Here is a 24,346-nt window from a genome sequence, read left to right on the forward strand (position 1 = left end):
CGCGGGCTTGTCGACCACGAGGAGGCCGGGCGGGACGGGCGGACGATTCCGACGGGAACGCTCAGACACGGCCGCCCATCATCCCCGACCCGTCACCGCCCCACGCATCCGGCCGCCGATAAGGTGAACGCCGGTTCGACGGCAGGTGGCGCGGGAGGTGGCGCGGTGGCGTTCCGGGAGATCCGGCGGTTCGGCGACCCGGTGCTGCGCACCCCCGCCGAGCCGGTCACGGTGTTCGACGACCGGCTGCGCTCGGTCGTGGCCGACCTGCTCGACACCGTCGACGCGCCCGGCCACGCCGGGCTGGCCGCCCCGCAGATCGGCGTGGGCATCCGCGCGTTCAGCTACAACGTCGACGGCGAGATCGGCTACGTGGTCAACCCGGAGGTCGTGGAGCTGTCGGAGGAGCAGCAGGAGGGCCCCGAGGGCTGCCTGTCGGTTCCGGAGCTGTGGTTCGACACCCCCCGGGCGCGGCACGCCGTGGTCCGCGGGGTCGACGCCGACAACGAGCCGGTCACGGTCTCCGGCAGCGGCCTGATGGCGCGCTGCCTCCAGCACGAGACCGACCACCTCGACGGGATGATCTACGTCCAGCGCCTCGCCCCGGACCGGCGGCGCGACGCGCTGCGCCGGATCCGGGAGACCGACTGGTTCTGGCAGCGCTGAGGTCCCGCGCCCGGGCTGTCGACGCGGGCGCGCGAGTGCTACGCCGAGGCACCGACCGGCGCGGTACCGGTGACCGCCCAGCGGCCGGAACGGGCCCGGAGCAGCAGCGTGACCAGCCGCAGCAGCATGAACAGGCTCAGCCCGGTCCAGATGCCGGCCAGGCCCCAGTCGAAGGCCAGCGCCAGCCAGATCATCGGCAGGTAGCCGACAGCGGCGCTCAGCATCGTCGCGGTCCGCAGGTACGCGGCGTCGCCCGCCCCGAGGAACACGCCGTCCAGCGCGAAGACGACACCCGCGACCGGCTGCAACGCCACGAAGAACCACCACGCGTGCCCGACCGTGGCCAGCACCGCTTCGTCGCTGGTGAACAACGCGGGCAGGATCCCGGACAGGGCGGCGAACACCACGCCGAGCACCACGCCGAAGCCCAGGCCGTACCAGCTCACCTGCCGGGCGATGCCCTCGGCCCTGGCCTTCGAGCCCGCGCCGAGCGCGGCCCCGACCAGCGACTGCGCGGCGATCGCCAGCGAGTCCAGCACCAGCGACAGGAACATCCACAGCTGCCACACCACCTGGTGGGCGGCCGCGCTCTCGGCACCGGTCCGCGCCGCGACCGAGGTCGCCGACAGGAAGCACACCTGGAAGGCGGCAGTGCGCAGCACGAGGTCGCGGCCCATGCCGAGCTGGGCGCGCATCGTGGGCAGGTGCGGGCGCAGCTCCACCCGCTCGACCACCAGGGCGCGCACGAACAGCGCGGCGGCGACGCTCTGGCCCACGAGGTTCGCGACGGCCGAGCCCTCCAGCCCCCACCCCAGCGGGTACACCATCAGCGGGCACAGGACGGCGGAGATCCCGTTGCCGACCAGCACGATCCGCAGCGGTCGCGCGGTGTCCTGCACACCGCGCATCCAGCCGTTGCCCGCCATGGTGATCAGCACCATCGGCGCACCGAGCAGCGCGATGCGCAGCCACCGCGCGGCGGCGTCGGCGATCTCGCCCGGCCCGGCCAGCAACTCCGCGACGGGCACCGCGAACAGTTGCGCGAGCAGCAGGAGCGCCACGCCGATGCCCACCGCGAGCCAGGTCGCCTGTACGCCCTCGGTCACGGCGTCCTGCCTGCGGCCCGCGCCGTGCAGGCGCGCGGTGCGCGCGGTCGTGCCGTAGGAGAGGAAGGTCAGCTGGCTGGAGACCAGCGTGAACAGCGTGCCGCCGAGCGCCAGCCCGGCCAGCGGGACGGCACCGAGGTGGCCGATCACCGCCGTGTCGACCAGCACGTACAGCGGCTCGGCGGCCAGCACGCCGAGCGCTGGGACGGCGAGTGCCAGCAAGCGCCGCAACGGCACCCGTTCCCCGCGATCGGACACGCTGTCTCCCTGTAAGCTACGAATGGCTGTTTCGCCCCTGACACTGTCCTCGTGCAGGGTACCGGTAAGGAGCGCCTGTGGACAACGCTGATTACACCGCCATCGCGCTCCGGCTCGCCAACGCCGACCTCTCCAGCCTCGACGACCTGCGGGCGGCCCTGCACGACGAGCCGTGGTGGGCCGACCGCCTGCACGAACACGACCTGGACGTGCTGCGCGAGGTCGCCGCCGGCATCCGCCGCGCGCTGGACGCGATGGTCGCCGGCGACCCCGACGCGGTGCTCGCCGAGACGAACCGGCTGCTCGAGGCACATCCGCCAAGGCCGCGGCTGTCTGGCCACGGCGGTGAGCACGACGTGCCCAACTGGCACGTGCACGTGGCGGGGCCCGACGCTCCCCCGGCGACCGAGGTCGCCGCGGCGGCGGCGTGGGGGCTAGCCCAGGGCGTCGTCGACCACGGCACCCGGCGCTGGGGCCGCTGCGGAGCGTCCGGCTGCGGCACGTACTTCCTGGACACCTCGACGAACCAGGCCAAGCGCTTCTGCTCCGCGCGCTGCGCCAACCGCGTGCACGTCGCCGCCTTCCGCGCCCGCCAGCGCACCTAGCAGCGGTGGTCTTCCGGGTCGCTGCGGCGGCCCGGAAGACTCCCGAGTCGGGCAGGCGCACAACACTCGGGAGGCGCACGGGCGGACGGCGTCGGTCAGCCGAGCAGCGGGGCCTCGTCGAGGGCCTTGCGCAGGGCGGCCAGGACGTCCCCGGCCTCGCCGTCGGCGGTGAAGCCGGAAGCCAGGCGGTGACCGCCGCCCCCGCACGCCGTCGCCGCGCGGCCGACGTCGACCCTGCTGTCCGCCCGCAACGACACCGACCAGCGCCCGGGCGCGGTCTCCTTCAGCACGGCCGCAACCTCGGCCTCGCTGGTGGTCCGCACGACGTCGATGACGCTGTCGATCTCCTCGCTGCCCAGCCCGTCGGAGTCCGCCAGCCGCACCGTGGTGTGCACCAGCCCGAGCCCGCGAGCGGCCGACGGCTCCAGCTGGGCCGCGCCGAGCACGCCGGAGAGCATGCCCATCCAGCGGAACGGATGGGTGTCGAGCAGCGGCCGGGTGGTGGCCTCCGGGTCCACGCCCGCCTCCAGCAGCCGGGCCGCCATGCGGTGGGTCGCGGCACTGGCGTGCCGGAACGAACGGGTGTCGGTGACCAGGCCGGCGTAGAGGCAGCGCGCGGTCGGCAGGTCGAGCTCCACGCCCATCTCGTCCAGCAGCCGCAGCACGATCAGCACCGTCGCCTCGGCCCGCTCGTCGATCAGGTGATGGGTGCCGTAGCGGGTGTTGGCCACGTGGTGGTCGATGACCAGCACGTCACCGCCCGCGGCGATCGTCGCGCCCACCCGGTCCGACAGCGGTCCGAGCCGTTGCAGGCTGCCGGTGTCGCACACGACCAGCGTCGGCGGCACCTCCGGCACCTCCGTGGCGGGAACCACGAGCCCGTCGGCGTCGAGACTGCGCAGCGACACCGGCGGCTCGCCAGGCCAGCCGAACGACACGCGCACCGAGGCGCCCCGCCGCCGCAGCGCCCGGCCCAGCGCGAGCGCGCTGCCCAGCGCGTCGGCGTCCGGGTTGACGTGGGCGAACAGCGTCACGTCCGTAGCCTCGGACAGCAGCCTGGCGGCGTCTGACACCGCCGACGCGCTCTCGCTCGGCGCGGTAGGGCTGTGGCCGCTCACCGGTTCACCTCCATGCCGGGCGCGCCGGCCCGGCTCGTGCGGGCGCCGCGCGCCCGCCGCACGCGGATGGCCGCGACGCCCGTTCGGGGACGTCGCGACCCAACGCACCCGATGCCGCGTCCGGACTCAACCACTCTGTGGCCCACGCCGCACGTCGGCGTCGCTTCGGGCCTCGGCGTCGGCACCGTCGGTGTCGTCGTCGTCATCTTCGGTGTCGACGCGGTACGGGTCGGCGTCGCCGGCGTGCTCGGCGGTCGAGGCCAGCCGCGCGACCTCGGCGTCGGCCTCGCGGGCCTGCGCAAGCAGCTCGTCGAGGCGCCGCGCGTCGTCGGGCACGGTGTCGGCGACGAAGGTCAGGGTCGGGGTGAAGCGCACCCCGGTCTGCTGCCCGACCCTCGACCGCAGCACACCGGTGGCGCTGGCCAGCGCGGCGGCCGTCGAGGCGTGGTCGGCGTCGTCGCCGAACACGGTGTAGTAGACAGTGGCGTCCCGCAGGTCCGGGGTCACCCGGGCGTCGGTGATCGTCACCATCGCCAGTCTCGGGTCCTTGACCTCGTACTCCAGCCCCGATGCCACGATCTGGGCGATGCGTTTGGCGAGTCTGCGGGCGCGTGCCGTGTCGGCCACGGCGCACCTCCTTCGGGGAATCGGAGCCTCGGGGGGAGAAGCTCCGGGTCAGTCGTCCTGCGGCCCGACCATGCGGTGGCGGGCCGAGAGGAGCTCGAGCTCGGGGCGCCCGGCGACCGTGCGCTCGCAGGCGTCCAGCACCTCGCGCGCGTGCGCGGCATCGCTGGACACCGTGGCCACCCCGATGAGAGCCCGGCGATGCAGGTTCTGGTCACCCGCCTCGGCGACCGCGACCTCGAAGCGGCGTCGCAGCTCGGCCACCACGGGCCGCACGACGGAGCGCTTCTGCTTCAGGGAGCGGACGTCACCGAGCAACACGTCCAGCTCCAGGACAGCGACGTACATGGGCGTTTTCCTCGCTGTGGGGATCGAGTGACCCCGGGGGCCGCGACCGCGGCCCCCGGGGCTCCCACTCAGGCGCGGGGCTTCTCGCGCATCTCGTAGGTCTCGATGATGTCGTCGACCTTGATGTCGCTGTACGACAGGGTCAGACCGCACTCGAAACCGTCGCGGACCTCGGTCGCGTCGTCCTTGAACCGCTTCAGCGACGTGACCGTGAGGTTCTCGGAGATAACGACGTTGTCCCGCAGCAGACGCGCCTTGGCGTTGCGCCGCATGATGCCGTCGGTGACCATGCAACCCGCGATGGTGCCGACCTTGGAGGACTTGAAGACCTCGCGGACCTCCGCCCGGCCGAGCTCGACCTCCTCGTACTCGGGCTTGAGCATGCCCTTGAGGGCCTGCTCGATGTCCTCGATCGCGCGGTAGATGACCGAGTAGTACCGGATCTCCACGCCCTCGCGGTTGGCCACCTCGGCCGCCTTGCCCTCGGCCCGGACGTTGAAGCCCAGGACGATGGTGTTCTCGGCGGTGGCGAGGTTGATGTCGCTCTCGTTGATGCCGCCGACGCCGCGGTGGATGACCCGCAGCTCGACCTCTTCACCGACCTCGATCTTGGTCAGGGACTCCTCGAGCGCCTCGACGGTACCCGAGTTGTCACCCTTGATGATCAGGTTGAGCTGGTTGGTCTCCTTGAGCACCTTGTCCAGGTCCTCGAGGCTGACCCGCTTGCGCTTGGCCGCGTTCTGGGCCTCGCGGATGCGGGCACCCCGCCGGTCGGCGATCTGCCGGGCGACCCGGTCCTCGTCGACCACCAGGAAGGTGTCACCGGCACCGGGCACCGACGTGAAGCCGATGACCTGGACCGGACGGGACGGCAGCGCCTCGGTGACGTCCTCGTCGTGCTCGTTGATCATCCGGCGGACGCGCCCGAAGGCGTTGCCCGCGACCACCGAGTCGCCGACCCGCAGCGTGCCGCGCTGCACCAGCACGGTCGCCACCGGACCGCGGCCGCGGTCGAGGTGCGCCTCGATCGCGACGCCCTGGGCCTCCATGCTCGGGTTGGCCCGCAGGTCCAGGGTGGCGTCCGCGGTGAGCAGGATCGCCTCCAGCAGGGACTCGATGTTGGTGCCCTGCCGCGCCGAGATGTCGACGAACATCGTCTCGCCGCCGTACTCCTCGGCGACCAGGTTGTACTCGGTCAGCTGCTGGCGGACCTTGGCCGGGTTCGCGCCCTCGACGTCGATCTTGTTGACCGCGACCACGATCGGCACCCCGGCGGCCTGGGCGTGGTTGAGCGCCTCCACCGTCTGCGGCATGACGCCGTCGTCGGCGGCCACGACCAGCACCGCGATGTCGGTCGACTTCGCACCACGGGCACGCATGGCGGTGAACGCCTCGTGACCAGGGGTGTCGATGAAGGTGATCGGCCGCTCGTTGCCCTCCAGCTCGGTGATGACCTGGTAGGCACCGATGTGCTGGGTGATGCCGCCGGCCTCGCCCGCCTGGACGTTGGCCTTGCGGATGGTGTCCAGCAGGCGCGTCTTGCCGTGGTCGACGTGACCCATGACGGTCACCACCGGCGGCCGCGACATGAGCTCCTCGTCGGAGGAACCCGGGTCGCCGAAGCTGATGTCGAACGACTCCAGCAGCTCCCGGTCCTCGTCCTCCGGGCTGACCATCTCGACCTTGTAGTTCATCTCGCTGCCGAGCAGCTCGAGGATCTCGTCGGAGACGGACTGGGTCGCGGTGACCATCTCGCCGAGGTGGAACATCGCCTGCACCAGCGAGGCCGGGTTGGCGTTGATCTTCTCGGCGAAGTCGGTCAGCGAGGCACCGCGGCGCAGGCGAACCGACTCGCCGTTGCCGCGCGGCAGCCGGACGCCGCCGACCGACGGCGCCTGCATGTTGTCCATGTACTCCTGGCGCTTCTGCCGCTTGGACTTGCGGCCACGACGCGCCGGACCACCCGGACGGCCGAAAGCACCTGCCGCGCCGCCGCGGCCACCGGGACCGCCCGGACGGCCACCGCCGCCGGGACGACCGCGGAAACCGCCGCCCGCGGGAGCACCGGTACCGGCACCGGCACCGGGGCCGCCGCCACCGCGGAAGCCGCCGCCACCGCCACCGGGACGACCGCCGCCGCCACCGCCGCCGGGACGGCCACCGCCGCCACCGCCGGGACCACCGCGACCGCCGCCGCGGCCACCGCCGGGTCCGCCACCGGAGCGGGCCGGACGCGACGGCATCATGCCCGGGTTCGGGCGCGGGGGCATCATGCCCGGGTTCGGCCTGTTGCCGCCTCCGCCGCCTTCACCGCGCGGGGCGCGGTCGCCGCCGGCCGGAGCGGTGCCGGCACCCTGGCCGCCGCCGCCCTGCCGGTCGGGACGCCCGCCCTGCGGGCCGCCGCGGCCGGGACCCTGACCGCCCTGGCGCTGGCCGCCGCCGGGACCCGGGCGCGGCGGACGCTGCGCCGGGGCGCCGCTGCCGACGCCGAACGGGTTGTTGCCGACGCGCGGCGAGCGCGGGCCGGGCTTGGGCGACTGCGGCTTGGGCGGCACGACACCGGCGTCGGCGTCGCCACCACCGCGGGGGCCGGGCTTGGGACCCGGCTTCGGGCCGGGCTTGGGACCGCCGGGCTTGGGACCGGACCGCTCGGAGCGCGGCTGCTCGGAGCGCGGCTGCTCGGAGCGCGGCTGCTCCGAACGAGGCTGCTCCGAACGAGGCTGCGCGGGCGCGTCGGCCTTGGCCGCCGGGGCCGGAGCCTCCTCGAACGGCTTGGTCTCGGGCGCGGGCGCCTTGGGACCCGGCTTCGGTCCCGGCTTGGGACCGGGCTTCGGGCGCTCGCCCGACGGCGTCTCCGTGCGCGGACCCGGCTTCGGGCCGGGCTTGGGCGCCTGCGCCTCGGTGCGGCCGGAGGACTCCGGCGGGCGGGGCGGCGCGGGCTTGGCGCCACCGGCGCGGCCGTTGGAGTCGCCGCCGCCCTTCTTGCCGCCGGACTTCGGGAACGCGTCCCGGAGCCTGCGCGCCACCGGCGCCTCCACCGTGGAGGACGCGGACTTGACGTACTCGCCCTGTTCGGCGAGCTTGTTGAGAACTTCCTTGCTTGTCACGCCGAGCTCTTTGGCGAGCTCGTGTACGCGGGCCTTGCCTGCCACTGCTCTCCTCATCTGGTGAGGCCGGGCGGCAGTCCCGCTCGACCTCGTCCTATCGCCGATGCGCGTTCATGGCTTCAGCTTCACGGCTGATTCATGACGGGTCGACCTGCTTCCTACGATGCCTGGCGCGGGAGGTTCCCGCGTCGGTCTGGCCACGAGCCACCTGGTGGCTCCCCAGCGGGCCGGACCGGTTCAACCGCTCCGGGCGCTCGAGATATTCCTGCAGGGCCGAAATGTCGAGTGGACCCGTTACGCGCAGTGCGCGTGGGAACGCCCGACGCCGCTCGGCCTGGCGAAGGCATGCGGCGTCGGGGTGCAGCCACGCTCCCCGGCCCGGAAGCCTCCGCCGTGGGTCCGGGACGGCGGCGGAACCCGCGCGACCACCCTCGGCGACCACTCTCAGCAGCTCGGTGGCCGACGTCCGGACCCGACATCCCACACACGTTCGCACCGGACCGAGGCCTGAGCCCTGGTCAGTGGTGTTGCTTGCGCGGATTGCCGCTCCCTCGCGTCGAGCCAACTGTGATTCTAACCCGCCGCCCTCACTCGGCCGAACCCACGGTCGGCAGGCCGCCCACCGCGGGGTCGAGCCCGGGTGCCTGGCCCGCCGAGGTGGCGGGAGAGCTGGGGTCGGCGTCGCTGCGGATGTCGATCCGCCAGCCGGTCAGCCGGGCCGCCAGCCGGGCGTTCTGGCCCTCCTTGCCGATGGCGAGCGAGAGCTGGAAGTCGGGCACGACCACGCGGGCGGTCTTGGCCCGCTCGTCGACGACCTCGACCGAGACCACCTTGGCGGGCGAGAGCGCGTTGCCCACGAACGTGGCCGGGTCGTCGGAGTAGTCGATGATGTCGATCTTCTCGCCGCCGAGCTCGCTCATCACGTTGCGCACGCGCGCGCCCATCGGGCCGATGCACGCGCCCTTGGCGTTGACGCCGCCGACGGTGGAGCGGACCGCGATCTTGGACCGGTGCCCGGCCTCGCGGGCGACCGCCGGGATCTCCACGGTGCCGTCGGCGATCTCGGGCACCTCCAGCGCGAACAGCCTGCGCACCAGGTTCGGGTGGGTCCGCGAGAGCGTGATCTGCGGGCCCCGGGCGCTGCGCGAGACGCCGACGACGTAGCACTTTATGCGCATGCCGTGCTCGTAGCGCTCCCCCGGCACCTGCTCGGCGGCGGGGATGACGCCCTCGCTGTCGCCGACCTGCACGATCACCATGCCCCGCGAGTTGGCCTTGGCGTCGCGCTGGATGACGCCGCCGAGGATCTCGCCCTCCTTGGTGGAGAACTCGCCGAAGGTGCGCTCGTGCTCGGCGTCGCGCAGCCGCTGGAGGATGACCTGGCGCGCGGTGGTCGCCGCGATCCGGCCGAAGCCCTCCGGGGTGTCGTCCCACTCCTCGGCCACGGTGCCGTCGGCGCCGAGGGTGTGGGCGATGACCCGCACGACACCGGTCTTGCGGTCCACCTCCACCCTGGCGTGGGGCTGGTGCCCCTCGGTGTGGCGGTATGCGGTGAGCAGCGCTGACTCGATGGCTTCCAGGACCGTCTCGAACGGGATGCCCTTGTCGCTCTCGATCGCCCGCAGCGCCGCGATGTCGACGTTCACCTCGACTCCTCCGTGTCTCCCCGGTCGCCCCCGCGCTCGGGGGCGCCGTCCGCAGCCCGCTCCAGCCTGACCAGATCCTCCGCCGGTGGCTGCTGGAATTCCACCTCGACCACTGCGCGCTCGACGTCGCGGTAGGCCAGCGTGCGGATCTCGCCATCTGCCAGCACGACCACGCCCTCATCATCGGCTTCGCCGACCCGGACCACCAAATCGGAGCCGTCGGCCAGCCGCACCCGGACCAGCCGGTAGCGGGCCCGCCGCCAGTGCCGCGGCCTGGTGAGCGGCCGGTCGACCCCCGGCGAGGTCACCTCGAGCGTGTAGGAGCCGGCGAGCACGTGCTCGTGGGCGTCGAGGACCTTCGACACGGCGCGGCTGATCTCGGAGATCTCGTCGAGGCCGACGCCCTCTTCGGCGTCGACGACGACCTTGACCAGCCGGCGGCGCCCGGCCTGCTGCACGTCGAGCTCCTCGAGGTCGAAGCCGGCCGCCGAGACGGCCTCGGCCACGACTGGCTCCAGTCGCGCGGCGACCTCACCGCGCGGCGGGCTGGACACGTTGGCACTCCTCAAAGTCGTTACAGGGTCATTCGGCTGACCCGCAGCGTTGCGGTGCGCTGGTGCGCGCGGTCTGCGACGCCGGCCTGCGGCGGCACGCCGACCCGCGACCAGTGCTGCCCGTGCCGGTCGCGGCCGCCCAGCGTATCGCGTCCCGCGTGGCCGAGCCGCGCGCGGCGCGCAGCACCACCCGCCCGCCGACGCGGGCTGGACGGGGATGGCTTTGGCGCGATGCCGGAACCGCCCGGACTCCGCGGTCGCGGGGCCGGTGCGCGAGATCCGGCGTCCGAGCCAAGCAACCCTACATCCGGCCGCGCCGGTGGTCGTCGCGAGGCACCGCGCGGCGCCGAGATCACCGCTGGCAGGATGGTGCGGCGTGGAATCCCCTTCGCGAGCCCGGGACACGTTCGGGCGCCGGTCCGCGCTGCGCCTGTTCGCTCTCGCCCCCGCGGCGGTGGCACTGACCACGGCGTGCACGCCGACCGCGGAGGAACCCGATCCGCTGCTGGCCGCGGCGACCGCGGCCAGGAAGGACGCGGCGCTGGCCGAGGCGGTCGCCCGCGCCCACACCGGCCTGGCGGAGCAGGCGGGGGAGGTCGCCGCCGCCCGCAAGGCCCACGCGCAGGCGCTCCAGCGGGAGATCGACCGGATGAACCCGCCGGACCCGGACAAGCCGCCGTCGGTGCCCGACCCCGGGCCGCAGCGGGCTCCGGCCTCGGCCGAACAGGCGACTGCCGCGCTGGCCGAGTCGCTGCGCTCGGCGAAGGACCGGCTGGGCGGGATGGTGCCCGCGCTGCCGCCGTACCGGGCGGGGCTGGCCGGGTCGATCTCTGCCAGCTGCGCATGCCTGCTGGAGGTGTTGTCGTGACCGAGATGACCGAGGAGGCCGCGCGGGCGCTGCGGTCCGCGCTGGGCGCCGAGCACGCCGCGGTCTGGGTGTACGGGCTGGCCAGCGCCTTCGTCTCCGAGTCCAGGGTCCGCTCCGCGCTGGACGAGGCCATGTCCGCCCACCGGGCGCAGCGGGACGAGGCCGACAAGCTGGTCCGGGACTCCGGGCAGACCCCGCCCGCCGCGCAGCCCGCCTACGACGTGGGCCAGTCGCTCAGCGACCAGACCTCGGCGATCCGGGTGCTGGCCAAGGTCGAGCACGACTGCCAGGTCGGCTGGCGCTCGGTGCTGGAGAACAGCGAGGACCCGGGCCTGCGGCGCACCGCGCTGAACGGGCTCACCACGGCGGCGACCAGGGCGACCCGGTGGCGGCTGACCATCGGCGAGCGGCCGGCGGCGCCCGAGTTCCCAGGTCAGCCCTGACAACCGGCGGGCGCCGGGGCCGAGCGGCTCACTGCGGTGCCTGGTCCTGCGGCCTGCCGAGCTGGAGAGCGTCCCTGGTGACCTCCAGCAGCGCCGGGTCCTTGGCCGGGGTCTTCTTGCCGATGTAGGCCGAGTCGCCGATCACCACCAGCCGGTCCTGCCGCTGCGAGGCGTAGGCGTGGTCGTTGAGGTCGGGGAAGTTCTTCTCGGCCTGCCTGCCGTCCTCGACGAGGTCCTTGATGTTGCCGGTGTTGTTCTTGGTGGTCAGCTCGTCGAGCTCGGTGGCGCTCTGCGGGGTCGGCATCAGGACGGTGACCACCGAGGTCAGCACCTTGTCCCCGTCCGGAAGCGTGGTCGTGTAGAGCGCCCGCGTCAGGTGGTCGCACTCCTGCCGGGCGAAGAACTGCGCGATCCGGGAGGTGGAGATGCTCTTGCAGCCCTGGAAGGCGTCCTCCTTGGTCACCGGTGCGAACTGGTACTTGGTCCGCGGAGCGGTGTCCTGGGCCTGCGGCTCGGGTTCCGAGCCGGGCTTGAGGGCGATCCACAGCAGGCCGGAGATGACGGCGACCGCGCACAACCCGGCAGCGCGCAGCAGCCAGCCCATCGGCGTGACCCCGCCCGCCGGCCGGCGGGTCTCGGCGGCACGCGCGTTGCCCGGCCCGGCGGCCGGTGCGTGCCCCGGAGCCGCCTGCTGGGGCTGCGCCGGATAGGGCTGCTTGGCGGTCGGCTGCGGACCGCGGTGGGGCGGGTTCGACGGGTACTGGCCGTGGTGGGCCTGCGGCATCGGCTGCTGCGCCGTCGGATGCGGCTGCTGGGGCTGGTAGCCGGGGCCGCCGGAGGCGGCGGGATGCGCCTGGCCGACGTGGTGCGGCCCGCTGGAAGCCCCCGGCTGCGGCGTCACGTGAGTCGGTCCGCTGGAGGCCGCCGGGTGCTGCTGGCCGACCTGGTGCGGCCCGCTCGAGGCCCCCGGCTGCGGCGTGACCTGAGTCGGCCCGCTGGAGGCCGCCGGGTGCTGCTGCCCCACCTGGTGCGGCCCGCTCGACGACGCCAGCTGCGGCGTGACCTGAGTCGGCCCGCTGGAAGCGGCCGGGTGCTGCTGCCCCACCTGGTGCGGCCCGCTCGACGACGCCAGCTGCGGCGTGACCTGAGTCGGTCCGCTGGAGGCCGCGGGGTGCTGCTGGCCGACCTGGTGCGGCCCGCTCGAGGCCCCCGGCTGCGGCGTGACCTGAGTCGGCCCGCTGGAGGCCGCGGGGTGCTGCTGGCCCACCTGGTGCGGTCCGCTCGAGGCCGCGGGCTGCTGCGCGCTCGGCTGCGGGAACGCGGGCCGGGTCTTCTCCTCCCCGGCTTCCTCCGGGTCGGGCGGCTCGCTCCGGTTCTCCGGTCGTACCCGCGAGTTGTCGCGCTTCAGCGGCGCGGTCTCGCGCTGTGTGTTGGGGAGCGAGCCCGTCATATCTTCGGGCGCACCATTCGGGTCCGGCACGGGCACCAACCGTAGCGGTTGTGGATATCAGTTCGAAAACGACGTGCGCGGCGACGACGGGCGGTCACCACCGGAGCGCGTTGAGTGCCAGATCCACGTCCTGGTCGGTGTTGTACAGGTGGAACGACAGCCGCGCGCGACCGGCCCGCGCCGAGCAGGCCACCCCGGCCGCGGTGAGCTTGGACACAGCGTCCGGCGCGTCGACCGCGACGATCGCCGAGTCGCCAGGCGGCATGCCCAGTCCCTCGCGCAGCCGGTTGGCCAGTCCGGTGCAGTGCCGGGAGACCTCGGCGAGGTCCAGCCCGGCCAGCCACTCCATCGCCACGGCCCCGCCCACCTGCGAGAACCACGTCGGCGAGAGGTCCAGGGCCCGGGCGTCGCCTGCCAGCCGCAACGGCAGGCCGTAGGTGGTGCTCCACGGGTCCTCCCCCGCGTACCAGTTCGCGTTGCCGGGCCGCAGGGCCGGCGAGTCGGCGCCGAGGGCCAGCCAGGCCGCACCGCGCGGGGCGAGCAGCCACTTGTAGGCGGCGACGACCACCCAGTCGGCCCAGTCCAGGCTCAGCGGCGTCCACCCCGCCGCCTGGGTCGCGTCGAGCAGCACGCGGGCCGGTCCGGCGTTGTCGCGCAACGCGTCGAGATCGACGAACCGGCCGTCGCCGGACTGCACGACGCTGACCGCGACCAGGTCGAACTCCGGCGCGCGGCGGGGGATGTCGGCCAGCTCGACCTCGGTCACGCTGATCCCGCGGTCGTGGTGGGCGGCGAACGGGAACGACACGCTGGTGAACTCGCCCTCGGCGACCAGCACCCGCGCCCCGTCCGGCAGGCCGGCCGCGACCAGGCCGATGAGCTGCGCCGCCGACGCTCCCGCGGCGACCCGCTCGACCGGCACGCCGACCAGCCGGGCGAAGGCCGAGCGCGCGGCCGCGACCGAGCTGTCGAAGTCGCCGGGCCGGTCCAGCCCGGACGCCCACCGCGAGACCGACTCGCCGACCGCGGCGGCGGCCTTCGCGGTCGGGATGCCGATGCTCGCGGTGTTCAGGTAGCCCGGAGGCACGTCGAAGTCCGCGCCGAACGCGTGTCGCATGCCGAGCATCCTCACCGTCCGGCCCCACCTGTGTCGACCTCCCGCCACCGCGCCGGCGGCGCGGTAGATCGGCGACGCCTACCGTGGGGCGCATGCACAGCGAGGAGATCGAGGTCCGGACCGGCTCGGTGGAGGTCGTCTACGACCTCAACGCCGAGTGCGAGCGCTTCCTGGCTTCCGCAGGCGCGCGTGACGGGCTGCTCAACGTCTGGGTGCCGCACGCGACCGCGGGGCTGGCGATCATCGAGACGGGCGCCGGCAGCGACGACGACCTGCTCATGGCACTGCGCGAGCTGCTGCCCGCCGACGGGCGGTGGCGGCACAAGCACGGCTCGCCCGGGCACGGGCGGGACCACGTGCTGCCCGCCGTGGTCCCGCCTTACGCCTCCATCCCGGTGCTCGGGGGCGAGCTGGCGCTGGGCACCTGGCAGTCGGTGTGCCTGGTGGACACCAACGTCGACAACCCCGTCCGCCGCGTCCGCCTGAGCTTCCTACCCGGCTAGGTGCTGGCCCGCCAGGGCCCCAGCCGCGGACGGCGTGGGCTCAGACTCGCACCGCCGCGGGTTCTCAGGCGCAGACCGGCGCTTCCTCCGCGACGGCGACCGGAGCCCGCCGGGACACGCGCAGTTCCGGCACCACCGTCAGGATTCCGACCGCCGCCAGGGCCGCCCCGAGCCACAGCGGTGCGCGCAGGCCGTAGCCGTCGATGGCCAGGCCGCCGCCCCACGAGCCGATGATCACGCCGAGCGTGATGAACGACGAGTGCACCGTGTTGACCAGCGGCCGGGCGTTCCCGGCGCGCTGGACGCGCGTGATCATCGCGGGGTTCATGGTCACCCCGACCAGGCCGATGCCGAGCATCGCCACCACGGCCGGGACGCTGAGGTGGGCCAGCAGCGCGAACGCGGTGAGGAAGCCGAGGTTGAGCACCAGCCCGGCCAGCAGGACGGCGGTCGCGTGGCGGTCGGCGAGCCTGCCGACGGCGGTGTTGCCGACGACCGTCGCGGCGCCGTAAGCGATCAGCAGCAGCGGGACGGTCCCGGTGGCGAAGCCGCTGAGCTCGGTGAGGATCGGCGCGAGGTAGCTGAACGCCGAGAAGGTGGCGCCGATGATGAGCGTGCTCGTCGACAGCGCCAGCCACAGCCGGGGCCTGGTGAAAGCGCCGAGCTCGGCGCGGAAGTCGCCGCCCTCGTCGGCCTGCTCCAGCCTCGGCACGCCGACGGCGGTGCACAGCGCGGCGAGCACCGCCAGCGCGGTGATCGCCCAGAAGGCCGCCCGCCAGCCGTGGCGCTCGCCGACCACGGTCGACAGCGGCAGCCCGAGCAGGGTGCCCAGCATCAGCCCGTTCATGGCCACCGCGACGGCGCGTCCGCGCACCTCCGGTCGCGCGAGCCTGGCGCACAGCGAGATCGCGACGCCGAAGAACGCCGCGGACGCGACTCCGGTGACGACCCGGGCGATCATCATGACGGCGTAGCCGGATGCGGTGGCGGCCATCAGGTTGCCTGCGAGGAACACCGCGAACAGCACCATCAGGGCGGGTTTCGGGCGCATCCGCAGCACCAGTGCGGTCAGCACCGGCCCGCCCAGCGCCATCGCCACGGCGAAGGCGGTGATGAGGTAGCCGACCTGCGGCACGGTGACCGCCAGCCCGGCCGCCACCTGCGGCATCAGGCCGGCCACGACGAACTCGCTGGTCACCATGGCGAAGATGCCCATGGCCAGCACGTACACGGCACGAGGCATCTCAGCGCTCCGTCCTCGGTTCGGGGTTCATCTCGACAACCTTTCTTGACTGATCTGTACAAAATTGCGGCATGCGGAAACCGTCGGCTGCGACCGGCTCGTCAGAGGTTCGAGAGCGTGCCTTCCACGACGTCCAGCAACTCGTCCCGAGCGCGCACCTTGCCCAGCACGCGCAGGCCGTAGTAGGTGCTCTGCACCGACCGCGCCACCTGCTCGGCCGGGCGGTCCGGCGACAGCTCGCCCGTGCGCTGCCCGAGGGCGACCAGGTCGCGGAGGATGCCTTCTAGCCGGTCGAACTCGCGCCGGGCGAACTCGGCGACGGTGTCGGTGCGCCCGGCGGCGTCCACGGCGGCGTTGATCGTCAGGCAGCCCCGGTGGGCCGGGTCCGCGACGTCCAGGCCGATCACCCAGAGCATCAGCTCGCGCAGCCGGTCCTTGACCGGGCCGGGCCTCTCCAGGATCTCCAGCACCGGCGCGAACTCGCGGTCGGCGTAGCGGCGCAGCGCGGCCTCGTAGAGGGCGCGCTTGCTGCCGAAGGCGTTGTAGAGGCTGCCCCGGCCGAGGCCGGTGCACTCGCAGAGGTCCTGGGTCGAGGTGGCCTCGTAGCCCTTCACCCAGAACACCCGCATCGCGGCATCGACGGCGGCGCCCTCGTCGAACTTCCTCGGCCTGCCCACGGGAAGCGATCTTAGACAGTTCTGTACAGATCAGTCAACAAAGGTGGGGTCGGCAGCCCGGTTCCTGACCAGGCGGAGCTGCAGTACCTCCAAGGGAACTACGACACACTGCGCGCGTTCTTCGACACCGCAGCCCGGAACGGCAACGCCGCACTCGCCTGCTTCTCGTTCTGACGGCTCAGGATGCCGGGTTTCCGACGCACCACATCCGGGCTGAGACCCAGCGCGCTGCCGGCCGGCTCGCGCCCTCCAGACGCGACCGCGGGCTGCCGGTGCGCGACCGGCAGCCCGCGGACCGGACCCGAACCCGCGCTACGCGCGGATGGTGCTCACCAGGTGCTCCACCGCGCCGTCGACGGGGACCTCCTCGCGGTCGCCGCTGCGGCGGTCCTTGACCTCCACGACGCCCTTGGCCAGGCCCTTGCCGACGACCAGGATCGTCGGCACGCCGACCAGCTCGGCGTCGGCGAACTTCACGCCCGGCGAGGCGTTGCGGTCGTCCAGCAGCACGCGCACGCCCGCGGCGTCGAGGTCGGCCGCCAGCCGCTCCGCGCCCTCGCGGACCGACTCGTCCTTGCCCGCGATGACCACGTGCACGTCGGCGGGCGCCACCTCGCGCGGCCACACCAGGCCGAGCTCGTCGTGGCTCTGCTCGGCGATCGCCGCGACCATCCGGGAGACGCCGACACCGTAGGAGCCCATGGTGATGCGCTTGGGCTTGCCGTCCTGGCCGAGCGCGTCCAGCGAGAACGCGTCGGCGTACTTGCGGCCGAGCTGGAAGATGTGGCCGATCTCGATGCCCCGCGCGGCGACCAGGGTGCCCTCACCGTCCGGCGAGGGGTCGCCCTCGCGGACCTCGGCGGCCTCGATGGTGCCGTCCGGGGTGAAGTCGCGGCCGACGACCAGGTCCACGACGTGGTGGTCGGGCTTGTCCGCGCCGGTCACCCACGCCGTGCCGGTCACCACGCGCGGGTCGACCAGGTAGCGGATCCCGTTGTCCTGCAGCGCCTTCGGCCCGATGTAGCCCTTGACCAGGAAGGGATTGGCCGCGAAGTCCGACTCCTCCAGCAGCGCCACCTCGGCGGGCTCCAGCGACGCCTCCAGCCGCTTGAGGTCGACCTCGCGGTCGCCGGGCACCGCCACGGCCAGCAGCTCCCACTCCCGTGCACCCGGCTGCCGGGTCTTGACCAGCACGTTCTTCAGGGTGTCGGCGGCGGTGAACTTGCGGTCGCCGTGGGCGTTGAGGAAGTCGACCAGCGTCTCGATGGTCGGGGTGTCGGGGGTGTGGTGGACCTGCGCGGCGGGCTTGTCCTCGATCGGCTCCGGCTCGGGCACCGGGGTCACCACGGCCTCGACGTTGGCGGCGAAGCCCGAGGAGGTGCTGCGGACGAAGGTGTCCTCACCGGTAGGCGCCTCGGCCAGGAACTCCTCCGACGCCGAGCCGCCCATCGCCCCGGAGGTCGCCGCGACGATCACGTAGCGCAGGCCGACGCGGTCGAAGATCCGGATGTAGGCGTCGCGGTGCAGCCGGTAGGAGTTCGTCAGCCCCTCGTCGTCGAGGTCGAAGGAGTAGGAGTCCTTCATCACGAACTCCCGGCCGCGCAGGATGCCCGCGCGCGGGCGCTCCTCGTCCCGGTACTTGGTCTGGATCTGGTAGAGGATGACCGGGTAGTCCTTGTAGGAGCTGTACTCGCCCTTGACCGTGAGCGTGAACAGCTCCTCGTGGGTGGGCCCGAGCAGGTAGTCGCCGCCCTTGCGGTCCTTGAGCCGGAAGAGGTTCGGGCCGTACTCGGTCCAGCGGTTGGTCGCCTCGTAGGGCTCCTTCGGCAGCAGCGCGGGGAAGTGGATCTCCTGCGCGCCGATGGCGTCCATCTCCTGGCGGACGATCTCCTCGATGTTGCGCAGCACTCGCAGGCCCAGCGGCAGCCACGAGTAGATACCCGGCCCGATCCGGCGGACGTAACCGGCGCGGACCAGCAGCCGGTGGCTCGGCACCTCGGCGTCGGCCGGATCCTCGCGCAGGGTACGCAGGAACAACGTCGACATCCTCGTGATCACGGCTGCTCGCTCCTCAGACGGCGTGGTGGTTATCTCCGCAGGGTAGCGAGCCCGGTCCAGCTCATTTCGGTCGGCTGTCGGTGCCCGGGTCCAGCATTGCCGCATGAAGCTCGACATAGTCATGGTCACCTTCGACTGCGCGGACCCGCAGGGGCTCGCGGAGTTCTGGACGCGGGCCCTGGACATGACCGTCGCGTTCGACGCGGGCGAGTTCATGATGCTCTCGCCGAATTCCGGCAACGGCCCCGCGCTGGGGCTCCAGCGGGTACCGGAGCCGCGCACCGGCAAGAACCGCGTGCACATCGACCTGAGCACCGACAATCCGGCGGCCGAGGTGCGCAGGCTGGTGGAGCTGGGCGCGCGGGAGCTCGGCGGTTACGAGGCGCCGGGGATCAGGTGGAGGGTGCTGGCCGACCCCGAGGGCAACGAGTTCTGCGTGGGCATCCACGAGTGAACGCCGTCGGCCCGGGGGTGGCCGCGTCCGCGCGGCCCGGGGATGGCCGGTCCGCGCGGCGGCCACGACCCGGCCTGCCACGGGCACGGCCACCGGCGCCGGGCGGCCGAGGCCACCGGCGCGACGGTCACCGCCGTGCCCGGCGCGGACTGAGCCGATCGGACCCTTGCCGCTTCCACCTGTTCTGCGGTCTCCTCGAAAGGGAGATCGCACTCCAGGGAGGCCGCCGATGACCACCGCCGAACCCGCCGAGACCGGCTCGCTGGCGGAGCTGAACCTGGGGATGCGGCTGGTGCTGCACGGCGCGGTCACGTGGTCGATCGCCCGGCTCGGCGACCCGGTGGCCCGGCTGCTGCACTCGCCGTGGCGGCGCGACCCGTACCCGATCTACCGGCAGCTGCGCGCCAGGGGTCCGCTGGTGCGCAGCAGGCTCGGCGTCTGGGCGGCCAGCACCTACGAGGTGTGCGACGCGGTGCTGCGCGACCGCCGGTTCGGCGTGCGCACCAGCGACGGCTCCTACGGCGACCCGACTGCCGCGGCGGTCGGGCTCCAGCTCTCGCTGCTCGAACTCGACCCTCCCGACCACACCCGGCTGCGCAAGCTCGCCGCGCCGGCTTTCCGGCCGCGCAAGCTGGAGAACTACCGGCAGCGCATCGAGGACACCGCCCACGAGCTGCTCGACCGCGCGCTGGCCAAGGGCGAGTTCGACCTGATCCGCGACTTCGCCACACCGCTGCCGATCCGCGTGATCTGCGAGCTGCTGGGGCTGCCGGAGCTGGGCGCCGAGCGGCTCGCGGTGCACGGCGCGGCGCTGTCCGGCGCGCTCGACGGCATCCGCTCGATCCGGCACCTGCGCCGGATGCGCGCCTCCACGCTGGAGCTCAACGAGCTGTTCGGCGACCTGATCGAGCAGCGCAGGCGCCAGCCGGGTGAGGACATCGTCAGCGACCTGGTCACCGCGCTGGACCAGGACAGGCTCGACAGCACCGAGCTGGTGCAGATGTGCGACCTGCTGCTGGTGGCGGGGTTCGAGACCACCGTCAACCTGATCGGCAACGGCGTGCTGGCGCTGCTGGAGCGCCCCGACCAGTGGCGGCTGCTGTGCGACGACCCGGATCAGGCCGTAGGGGTGGTCGAGGAGACATTGCGCTGGGATCCGCCGGTGCAGACCACGATGCGCGTCGCCCACGAACCGGTCGAGGTCGCGGGCCGGCTGCTGCCCCGCAACTCCGCGGTGCTGCCGATGCTCGGCGCGGCGGGGCGGGACCCGGCGGTGCACTTCGCGCCGGACCGCTTCGACATCACCCGCGGTACCCGGGGCGACCACCTGGCGTTCTCCAGCGGCATCCACTACTGCCTCGGGGCGCCGCTGGCGCGGCTGGAGTCCGAGATCGCCTTCCGCTGCCTGGCCACGCGGGTGCCGGAGCTGCGCAGGTCCGGGGCGCTGGTGCGGCGGCCGACGTCGGTGATCCACGGCCTGTCCGCGCTGCCGGTCGCGGCGTCGAAGGCGACGGCCGGAGGCCGCCGCTGAGCCGGGCCGCTACCCTGGCGCGCTGTGCTCGTCCTGCTTCCCCCTTCCGAGACCAAGGCCGTCGGCGGTGACGGTGGACCGCTGGACCTCGACGCGCTCTCGCACCCGGAGCTCAACCCGGCGCGGCGGGAGCTGATCGACGCGCTGCGCGCGCTGGCCGGCGACGTGCCCGCCAGCCTGGACGCGCTCGGACTGTCGCAGCGGCAGTCCGAGGAGGTGCAGCGCAACGCCGAGCTGCTGCAATCCCCCACCGTGCCCGCACTCGAGCGCTACACCGGCGTGCTCTACGACGCGCTGGACGTCGGCTCGCTGTCGGCGGCCGAGCGCAAGCAGGCCGACTCGCGGCTGGCGGTGGCCTCGGCGCTGTTCGGGCTGGCGCGCGGCACCGACGCGATTCCCGCGTACCGGCTCTCCGGAGGCAGCTCGCTGCCCGGACTGCCCCCGCTGCGCAGCATGTGGCGTCCGGTGCTGGAACCGCTGCTCGCCGACGTCGACGACCTGGTGGTTGACCTGCGCTCCGGCGCCTACGCGACGCTCGCGCGGGTGCCGCACGCGGTGAAGGTGCGGGTGCTGTCGGAGGACCCCGGCGGCAAGCGCAAGGTCGTCAGCCACCACAACAAGGCGCACAAGGGCAAGCTTGCCCGCGCGCTCGCGCAGGCACCGACGGAGCCCGCCGACGTCGACGACCTGCTGGCCGTCGCCGAGGCCGCCGATCTGCGCGTCGAGCGGGAAGCCGAGCGCGAACTCTGCGTCGTGGTCAGCGCCTGAGCTTCGCACGGCGGCGTTCGGGAAAAACCGGTTGCGGCGCAGGCCGGAGGCGGCTTGACTTGCCGCCGGACGTACTCAGATCGAGCCGACCGACGAACGCGCATCGACCGCACCAGGGAGGAGGTCACCGTGGACACGACCGCGACGGAAGCCCGCGCGGGGCAGCTACCGACAGCCGCGCCCAGCCGCACCCGGAACCGACCTCCTGCCGCCCCGCCGCGCTGAACCGCGGTGCTCCGGGCGCGGGACCGCCAGCGAGGAGCACCACGCAGTGCGTGCGCAATACGCATTCGACGAAAACGAGCACGACGACATGCCGCGCATGTCGAAGATCCGGACCAAGCAGCGCAAGAGGTTCGACGAGGAGCAGGCCCGCCGAGGCCGGCTGACCGAGGAGGAGCGCGAACGGCTCGCCGCGCTGCGCGAGGAGCCGGAACCCCGGCCGCTGCCCGGCGACGCGGACCGATGGTCCACATGGGACACCGGCGAACGCGGTCCGCTCCCGCGCCCGGGGTGGGTCGTGACCGAGCTCGCCGCGGTGGACCACGAGCTCGGAATCCTCAAGACCGGCAAGGAAGCCGACGTCCACCTGCTGCGCCGGTCTCTGCCCGGCGGCGGGATGCCGAGCGCCGAGAAGTCCCGCGGCGAGAAGTCCTGCCTGCTGGCGGCCAAGCGCTACCGCCACAGCGACCACCGCATGTTCCACCGCGACGCGGGTTACCTGGAAGGCCGCCGGATGCGCCGTACGCGGGAGAACCGCGCGATGGCGCGCCGCAGCGCGCTCGGCCGCGGGCTGATCGCCGAGCAGTGGGCGGTGGCGGAGTTCCGCGTGTTGTCGGCGCTGTGGAACGCCGGAGCGCCGGTACCGTACCCGGTGCAGCGCGTCGGCACCGAGGTGCTGCTGGAGTTCGTCGGCACCCCGCGGGGCGAGGCCGCGCCCAGGCTCGCGTCGCTGCGCCCGGACCGCGAGCAGCTCACCGACCTGTGGCACCAGCTCGTCGACGCGCTGCTCGCGCTGGCCGAGCAGGGCTACACCCACGGCGACCTGTCGGCCTACAACGTCCTGGTGGAGCCGGAATCCGGCGGCGCGGGCAGGTTGGTGCTCATCGACCTCCCGCAGGCGGTGGACCTGGCGGCCAACCCGCTGGGCGCGACCTACCTGCGGCGTGACGTCGACAACATCACCGGTTGGTTCCGGGATCGCGGCGCGCCAGGGGACCAGGTCGATCCGGACGAACTGTGCACCGCCCTGGCCGAAGCGGCCCGGATGGCTTGAGCGACTGTCTCCGGCCTTTGAAGCGGCGCAGCCGCCGGCGCTGCTGCGCAAGGTGAGTTCGAAGACAACCACTGAGGCGTCCCGGCCGGTGTCACCCCGATCGGTTAGACTCGGGTGCCGCACCGGCCGGGTCCACTCGGGACGACCTCCCGCTCTCCTCGCGACCCGGATTTTTCCCCGGTGCATCCGAAACCCGACCAACGGCGCCTTCGTCGCGCCGGGCCCGTCCTTGCGATCGCACGCGGTCACCGCGAGTCCTCCCCGAGACGTGCCATTTCCCGCGGAGGTTCTTTCGTGCCACCCAGCTCGCCGTCCACGTCCGCGCGCGGCAGCCGCAGGCCCAAGCGCCGCAGGCCGCGCTCGAACGCACCGGCCGCCGCGCCGGCGATGAGCCTGTTCGACCAAGTCGGCGTCACCGCCGTCGACCCGGCCCCGTTCGACTCGCTCGGCCTGCCCGAGCGGCTGGTGCGGGCGCTGGGCGACCTCGGGATGACCGAGGCGTTCCCGATCCAGGCCGCCACCATCCCGGACGCGCTCGGCGGTCGCGACGTGCTCGGCCGCGGCCAGACCGGCTCCGGCAAGACGCTGGCCTTCGGCCTGCCGCTGCTGGCGATGCAGGGCTCCAGCGCGCGGCCGCTGCACCCGCGCGGGCTGGTCCTGGTGCCGACCCGCGAGCTGGCGACCCAGGTCACCGACTCGCTCAAGCCGCTGGCCAAGGCGCTGGGCCTGTACGTGCGCGAGGTCGTCGGCGGCATGTCGTTCAGCAGGCAGGCCGACACCCTGCGCCGCGGTGTCGACGTGCTCGTGGCGACCCCCGGCCGGCTCTCCGACCACGTGCGGCAGGGCACCTGCGTGCTCTCCGAGGTCGAGCGCACCGCGCTGGACGAGGCCGACCAGATGGCCGACATGGGCTTCCTGCCGCAGGTGCGGGAACTGCTCGACCTGGTGCCCGCCGACGGCCAGCGGCTGCTGTTCTCGGCAACCCTCGACGGCGACGTCGACAAGCTGGTGCACGAGTACATGACCGACCCGGTGGTGCACTCGCTGGCGCCCCCGGCGGCCAGCGTGGACAGCATGGACCACCACCAGCTGCTGGTCACGGCCGAGCAGAAGCAGGACGTGCTGGCCCGCATCGGCGCCCGCGAGGGCCGCACGATCATGTTCGTGCGCACCAAGCACCACGCCGACCGGCTGACCCGCAAGCTGCGCGCCGCCGGTGTGCGCGCCGGTGCGCTGCACGGCGGCAAGGCGCAGAACGCACGCTCGCGCATCCTGGAGGAGTTCCGCCAGGGCGGGACCACGACGCTGGTCGCCACCAACGTCGCGGCCCGCGGCATCCACGTCGACGACGTCAGCCTCGTGGTCCACGTCGAGCCGCCCGCCGACCCGAAGGACTACCTGCACCGCGCGGGCCGCACCGCCCGCGCCGGGGCCACCGGCACCGTGGTGACGTTGGTCACCGACGACCAGAAGCGGGCGTTCCGCGCCATGACGGCCAAGGCCGGCGTCGAGGCGACCGCGACGAAGGTGGCCCCGGCCGACGAGGAGCTGGCGCGGCTGACCGGCGCCCGCGAACCCAGCGGTATCGCGGTGACCGAGCCGAAGCGGGGCGAGTCGCCGCGCGGCGGCCGTGGCTCGCGCTCGGGCGCGCCGCGTGGCGGCGAGCGGGGCGAGCGCGGTGGGGCCCGCAACTCCGGTGGACGCGGTGAGCAGCGCGGACGTGGCGAGCGCAGGCCCCAGGGCGAGCGCGGACGCGGCGACTGGAGCGGTGAGCGCACCGGGCGCGGCGACCAGCGCGGACGCGGCGACTGGGGCGGTGGACGCCGCGGCGGCTCCCGCCAGCAGCGTCCGGGGCGGTCCCGCCAGTCGGCGAGCTGATTCCCGGACCGATCCCACACGCAGCGGGCCCCTTCCACCGGAAGGGGC

General features: G+C 73.4%; 23 protein-coding genes. 10 read left to right on the plus strand and 13 right to left on the minus strand.

What is annotated here, in order from left to right; genetic code table 11:
• Positions 1 to 165: 165 nt before the first annotated feature.
• Positions 166 to 666, plus strand: a complete 501-nt coding sequence (def, locus tag SACE_RS28385) for a peptide deformylase (protein ID WP_009950440.1) — start codon at positions 166 to 168, stop codon at positions 664 to 666.
• Positions 667 to 704: 38 nt separating this feature from the next.
• Here def and SACE_RS28390 read toward each other — a convergent pair whose 3' ends face one another.
• Positions 705 to 2,030 (minus strand): MATE family efflux transporter, encoded by a 1,326-nt coding sequence (locus SACE_RS28390; RefSeq protein ID WP_011874887.1) that lies wholly within the window; start codon positions 2,028 to 2,030, stop codon positions 705 to 707.
• Between the two features lie 77 nt (positions 2,031 to 2,107).
• On the opposite strand from SACE_RS28390, the gene SACE_RS28395 reads away from it, so the two are divergent.
• Positions 2,108 to 2,635 (plus strand): CGNR zinc finger domain-containing protein, encoded by a 528-nt coding sequence (locus tag SACE_RS28395; protein ID WP_009950437.1) that lies wholly within the window; start codon positions 2,108 to 2,110, stop codon positions 2,633 to 2,635.
• 95 nt (positions 2,636 to 2,730) lie between these two features.
• Here the strand turns inward: SACE_RS28395 and SACE_RS28400 are convergent, their stop codons facing one another.
• From SACE_RS28400 to rimP, 7 genes are all read right to left on the minus strand, one after another.
• Entirely contained in the window at positions 2,731 to 3,753 is a 1,023-nt protein-coding gene (locus SACE_RS28400; protein WP_009950436.1) for a DHH family phosphoesterase, read from the minus strand.
• Between the two features lie 126 nt (positions 3,754 to 3,879).
• Entirely contained in the window at positions 3,880 to 4,380 is a 501-nt protein-coding gene (rbfA, locus tag SACE_RS28405) for a 30S ribosome-binding factor RbfA (protein WP_009950435.1), read from the minus strand.
• 48 nt (positions 4,381 to 4,428) lie between these two features.
• On the minus strand, positions 4,429 to 4,725 hold the full coding sequence (locus SACE_RS28410) for a DUF503 domain-containing protein (protein ID WP_009950434.1): 297 nt from the start codon (positions 4,723 to 4,725) through the stop codon (positions 4,429 to 4,431).
• Positions 4,726 to 4,793: 68 nt separating this feature from the next.
• Positions 4,794 to 7,877 (minus strand): translation initiation factor IF-2, encoded by a 3,084-nt coding sequence (infB, locus tag SACE_RS28415; protein WP_011874889.1) that lies wholly within the window; start codon positions 7,875 to 7,877, stop codon positions 4,794 to 4,796.
• A 91-nt stretch (positions 7,878 to 7,968) separates the two neighbouring features.
• A complete protein-coding gene (locus SACE_RS36990) occupies positions 7,969 to 8,328 on the minus strand; it encodes a YlxR family protein (RefSeq protein WP_009943773.1) in 360 nt (119 codons plus the stop codon).
• A 91-nt stretch (positions 8,329 to 8,419) separates the two neighbouring features.
• Positions 8,420 to 9,478 (minus strand): transcription termination factor NusA, encoded by a 1,059-nt coding sequence (nusA, locus tag SACE_RS28420; protein ID WP_009943772.1) that lies wholly within the window; start codon positions 9,476 to 9,478, stop codon positions 8,420 to 8,422.
• Positions 9,475 to 10,032, minus strand: a complete 558-nt coding sequence (gene rimP / locus SACE_RS28425; RefSeq protein WP_009943771.1) for a ribosome maturation factor RimP — start codon at positions 10,030 to 10,032, stop codon at positions 9,475 to 9,477. The genes nusA and rimP overlap by 4 nt, the downstream gene beginning before the upstream one ends.
• Before the next feature lie 376 nt (positions 10,033 to 10,408).
• Between rimP and SACE_RS28430 the strand changes: the two genes are divergently transcribed.
• Positions 10,409 to 10,900, plus strand: coding sequence for a hypothetical protein (locus SACE_RS28430; protein WP_009943769.1), 492 nt, complete (start codon positions 10,409 to 10,411; stop codon positions 10,898 to 10,900).
• A 5-nt stretch (positions 10,901 to 10,905) separates the two neighbouring features.
• Positions 10,906 to 11,343, plus strand: coding sequence for a ferritin-like domain-containing protein (locus SACE_RS28435; protein WP_231850105.1), 438 nt, complete (start codon positions 10,906 to 10,908; stop codon positions 11,341 to 11,343).
• Positions 11,344 to 11,371: 28 nt separating this feature from the next.
• On the opposite strand, the gene SACE_RS35795 is transcribed toward SACE_RS28435, so the two are convergent.
• Both SACE_RS35795 and SACE_RS28445 read right to left on the minus strand, forming a co-directional pair.
• Complete coding sequence (locus tag SACE_RS35795; protein WP_011874890.1) at positions 11,372 to 12,793, minus strand: hypothetical protein; 1,422 nt, start codon at positions 12,791 to 12,793, stop codon at positions 11,372 to 11,374.
• 94 nt (positions 12,794 to 12,887) lie between these two features.
• On the minus strand, positions 12,888 to 13,910 hold the full coding sequence (locus SACE_RS28445) for an aminotransferase class V-fold PLP-dependent enzyme (RefSeq protein WP_009943766.1): 1,023 nt from the start codon (positions 13,908 to 13,910) through the stop codon (positions 12,888 to 12,890).
• Between the two features lie 92 nt (positions 13,911 to 14,002).
• Here SACE_RS28445 and SACE_RS28450 point away from each other — a divergent pair, with 92 nt between their 5' ends.
• On the plus strand, positions 14,003 to 14,413 hold the full coding sequence (locus tag SACE_RS28450) for a YjbQ family protein (protein ID WP_011874891.1): 411 nt from the start codon (positions 14,003 to 14,005) through the stop codon (positions 14,411 to 14,413).
• 64 nt (positions 14,414 to 14,477) lie between these two features.
• Here SACE_RS28450 and SACE_RS28455 read toward each other — a convergent pair whose 3' ends face one another.
• The 3 genes from SACE_RS28455 to SACE_RS28465 all read right to left on the minus strand — a co-directional run bounded on the left by SACE_RS28455 (position 14,478) and on the right by SACE_RS28465 (position 18,391).
• Positions 14,478 to 15,656, minus strand: coding sequence for an MFS transporter (locus SACE_RS28455; protein WP_009943763.1), 1,179 nt, complete (start codon positions 15,654 to 15,656; stop codon positions 14,478 to 14,480).
• 101 nt (positions 15,657 to 15,757) lie between these two features.
• Positions 15,758 to 16,333 carry a TetR/AcrR family transcriptional regulator gene (locus tag SACE_RS28460; protein ID WP_009943762.1) on the minus strand — a complete coding sequence of 192 codons (576 nt, stop codon included), beginning with the start codon at positions 16,331 to 16,333 and terminating at the stop codon, positions 15,758 to 15,760.
• A 312-nt stretch (positions 16,334 to 16,645) separates the two neighbouring features.
• Entirely contained in the window at positions 16,646 to 18,391 is a 1,746-nt protein-coding gene (locus SACE_RS28465; protein WP_009943760.1) for a proline--tRNA ligase, read from the minus strand.
• A gap of 103 nt (positions 18,392 to 18,494) precedes the next feature.
• Here SACE_RS28465 and SACE_RS28470 point away from each other — a divergent pair, with 103 nt between their 5' ends.
• The 5 genes from SACE_RS28470 to SACE_RS28495 all read left to right on the plus strand — a co-directional run bounded on the left by SACE_RS28470 (position 18,495) and on the right by SACE_RS28495 (position 24,298).
• A complete protein-coding gene (locus SACE_RS28470; protein ID WP_009943758.1) occupies positions 18,495 to 18,845 on the plus strand; it encodes a VOC family protein in 351 nt (116 codons plus the stop codon).
• Positions 18,846 to 19,074: 229 nt separating this feature from the next.
• Positions 19,075 to 20,376: a cytochrome P450 gene (locus tag SACE_RS28475; RefSeq protein WP_009943755.1), complete on the plus strand. Its 1,302-nt coding sequence runs from the start codon at positions 19,075 to 19,077 to the stop codon at positions 20,374 to 20,376.
• 24 nt (positions 20,377 to 20,400) lie between these two features.
• Positions 20,401 to 21,144: a peroxide stress protein YaaA gene (yaaA, locus tag SACE_RS28480; RefSeq protein WP_009943754.1), complete on the plus strand. Its 744-nt coding sequence runs from the start codon at positions 20,401 to 20,403 to the stop codon at positions 21,142 to 21,144.
• 313 nt (positions 21,145 to 21,457) lie between these two features.
• Positions 21,458 to 22,420, plus strand: coding sequence for a serine protein kinase RIO (locus SACE_RS28490; protein ID WP_011874893.1), 963 nt, complete (start codon positions 21,458 to 21,460; stop codon positions 22,418 to 22,420).
• Positions 22,421 to 22,807: 387 nt separating this feature from the next.
• Positions 22,808 to 24,298 (plus strand): DEAD/DEAH box helicase, encoded by a 1,491-nt coding sequence (locus SACE_RS28495; protein ID WP_011874894.1) that lies wholly within the window; start codon positions 22,808 to 22,810, stop codon positions 24,296 to 24,298.
• Positions 24,299 to 24,346: the final 48 nt, after the last annotated feature.

It is taken from the genome of Saccharopolyspora erythraea NRRL 2338, from assembly GCF_000062885.1.
Lineage (GTDB): Bacteria > Actinomycetota > Actinomycetes > Mycobacteriales > Pseudonocardiaceae > Saccharopolyspora_D > Saccharopolyspora_D erythraea.

Bases quoted from the DNA above. Each gene is read 5' to 3' on its own strand.
- SACE_RS28410 (WP_009950434.1), bottom strand. From the start codon at position 4,725: ATGTACGTCGCTGTCCTGGAGCTGGACGTGTTGCTCGGTGACGTCCGC.
- SACE_RS28435 (WP_231850105.1), top strand. From the start codon at position 10,906: ATGACCGAGGAGGCCGCGCGGGCGCTGCGGTCCGCGCTGGGCGCCGAG.
- SACE_RS35795 (WP_011874890.1), bottom strand. From the start codon at position 12,793: ATGACGGGCTCGCTCCCCAACACACAGCGCGAGACCGCGCCGCTGAAG.
- SACE_RS28445 (WP_009943766.1), bottom strand. From the start codon at position 13,910: ATGCGACACGCGTTCGGCGCGGACTTCGACGTGCCTCCGGGCTACCTG.
- SACE_RS28450 (WP_011874891.1), top strand. From the start codon at position 14,003: ATGCACAGCGAGGAGATCGAGGTCCGGACCGGCTCGGTGGAGGTCGTC.
- SACE_RS28455 (WP_009943763.1), bottom strand. From the start codon at position 15,656: ATGCCTCGTGCCGTGTACGTGCTGGCCATGGGCATCTTCGCCATGGTG.
- SACE_RS28470 (WP_009943758.1), top strand. From the start codon at position 18,495: ATGAAGCTCGACATAGTCATGGTCACCTTCGACTGCGCGGACCCGCAG.
- SACE_RS28475 (WP_009943755.1), top strand. From the start codon at position 19,075: ATGACCACCGCCGAACCCGCCGAGACCGGCTCGCTGGCGGAGCTGAAC.
- SACE_RS28490 (WP_011874893.1), top strand. From the start codon at position 21,458: ATGCCGCGCATGTCGAAGATCCGGACCAAGCAGCGCAAGAGGTTCGAC.
- SACE_RS28495 (WP_011874894.1), top strand. From the start codon at position 22,808: ATGAGCCTGTTCGACCAAGTCGGCGTCACCGCCGTCGACCCGGCCCCG.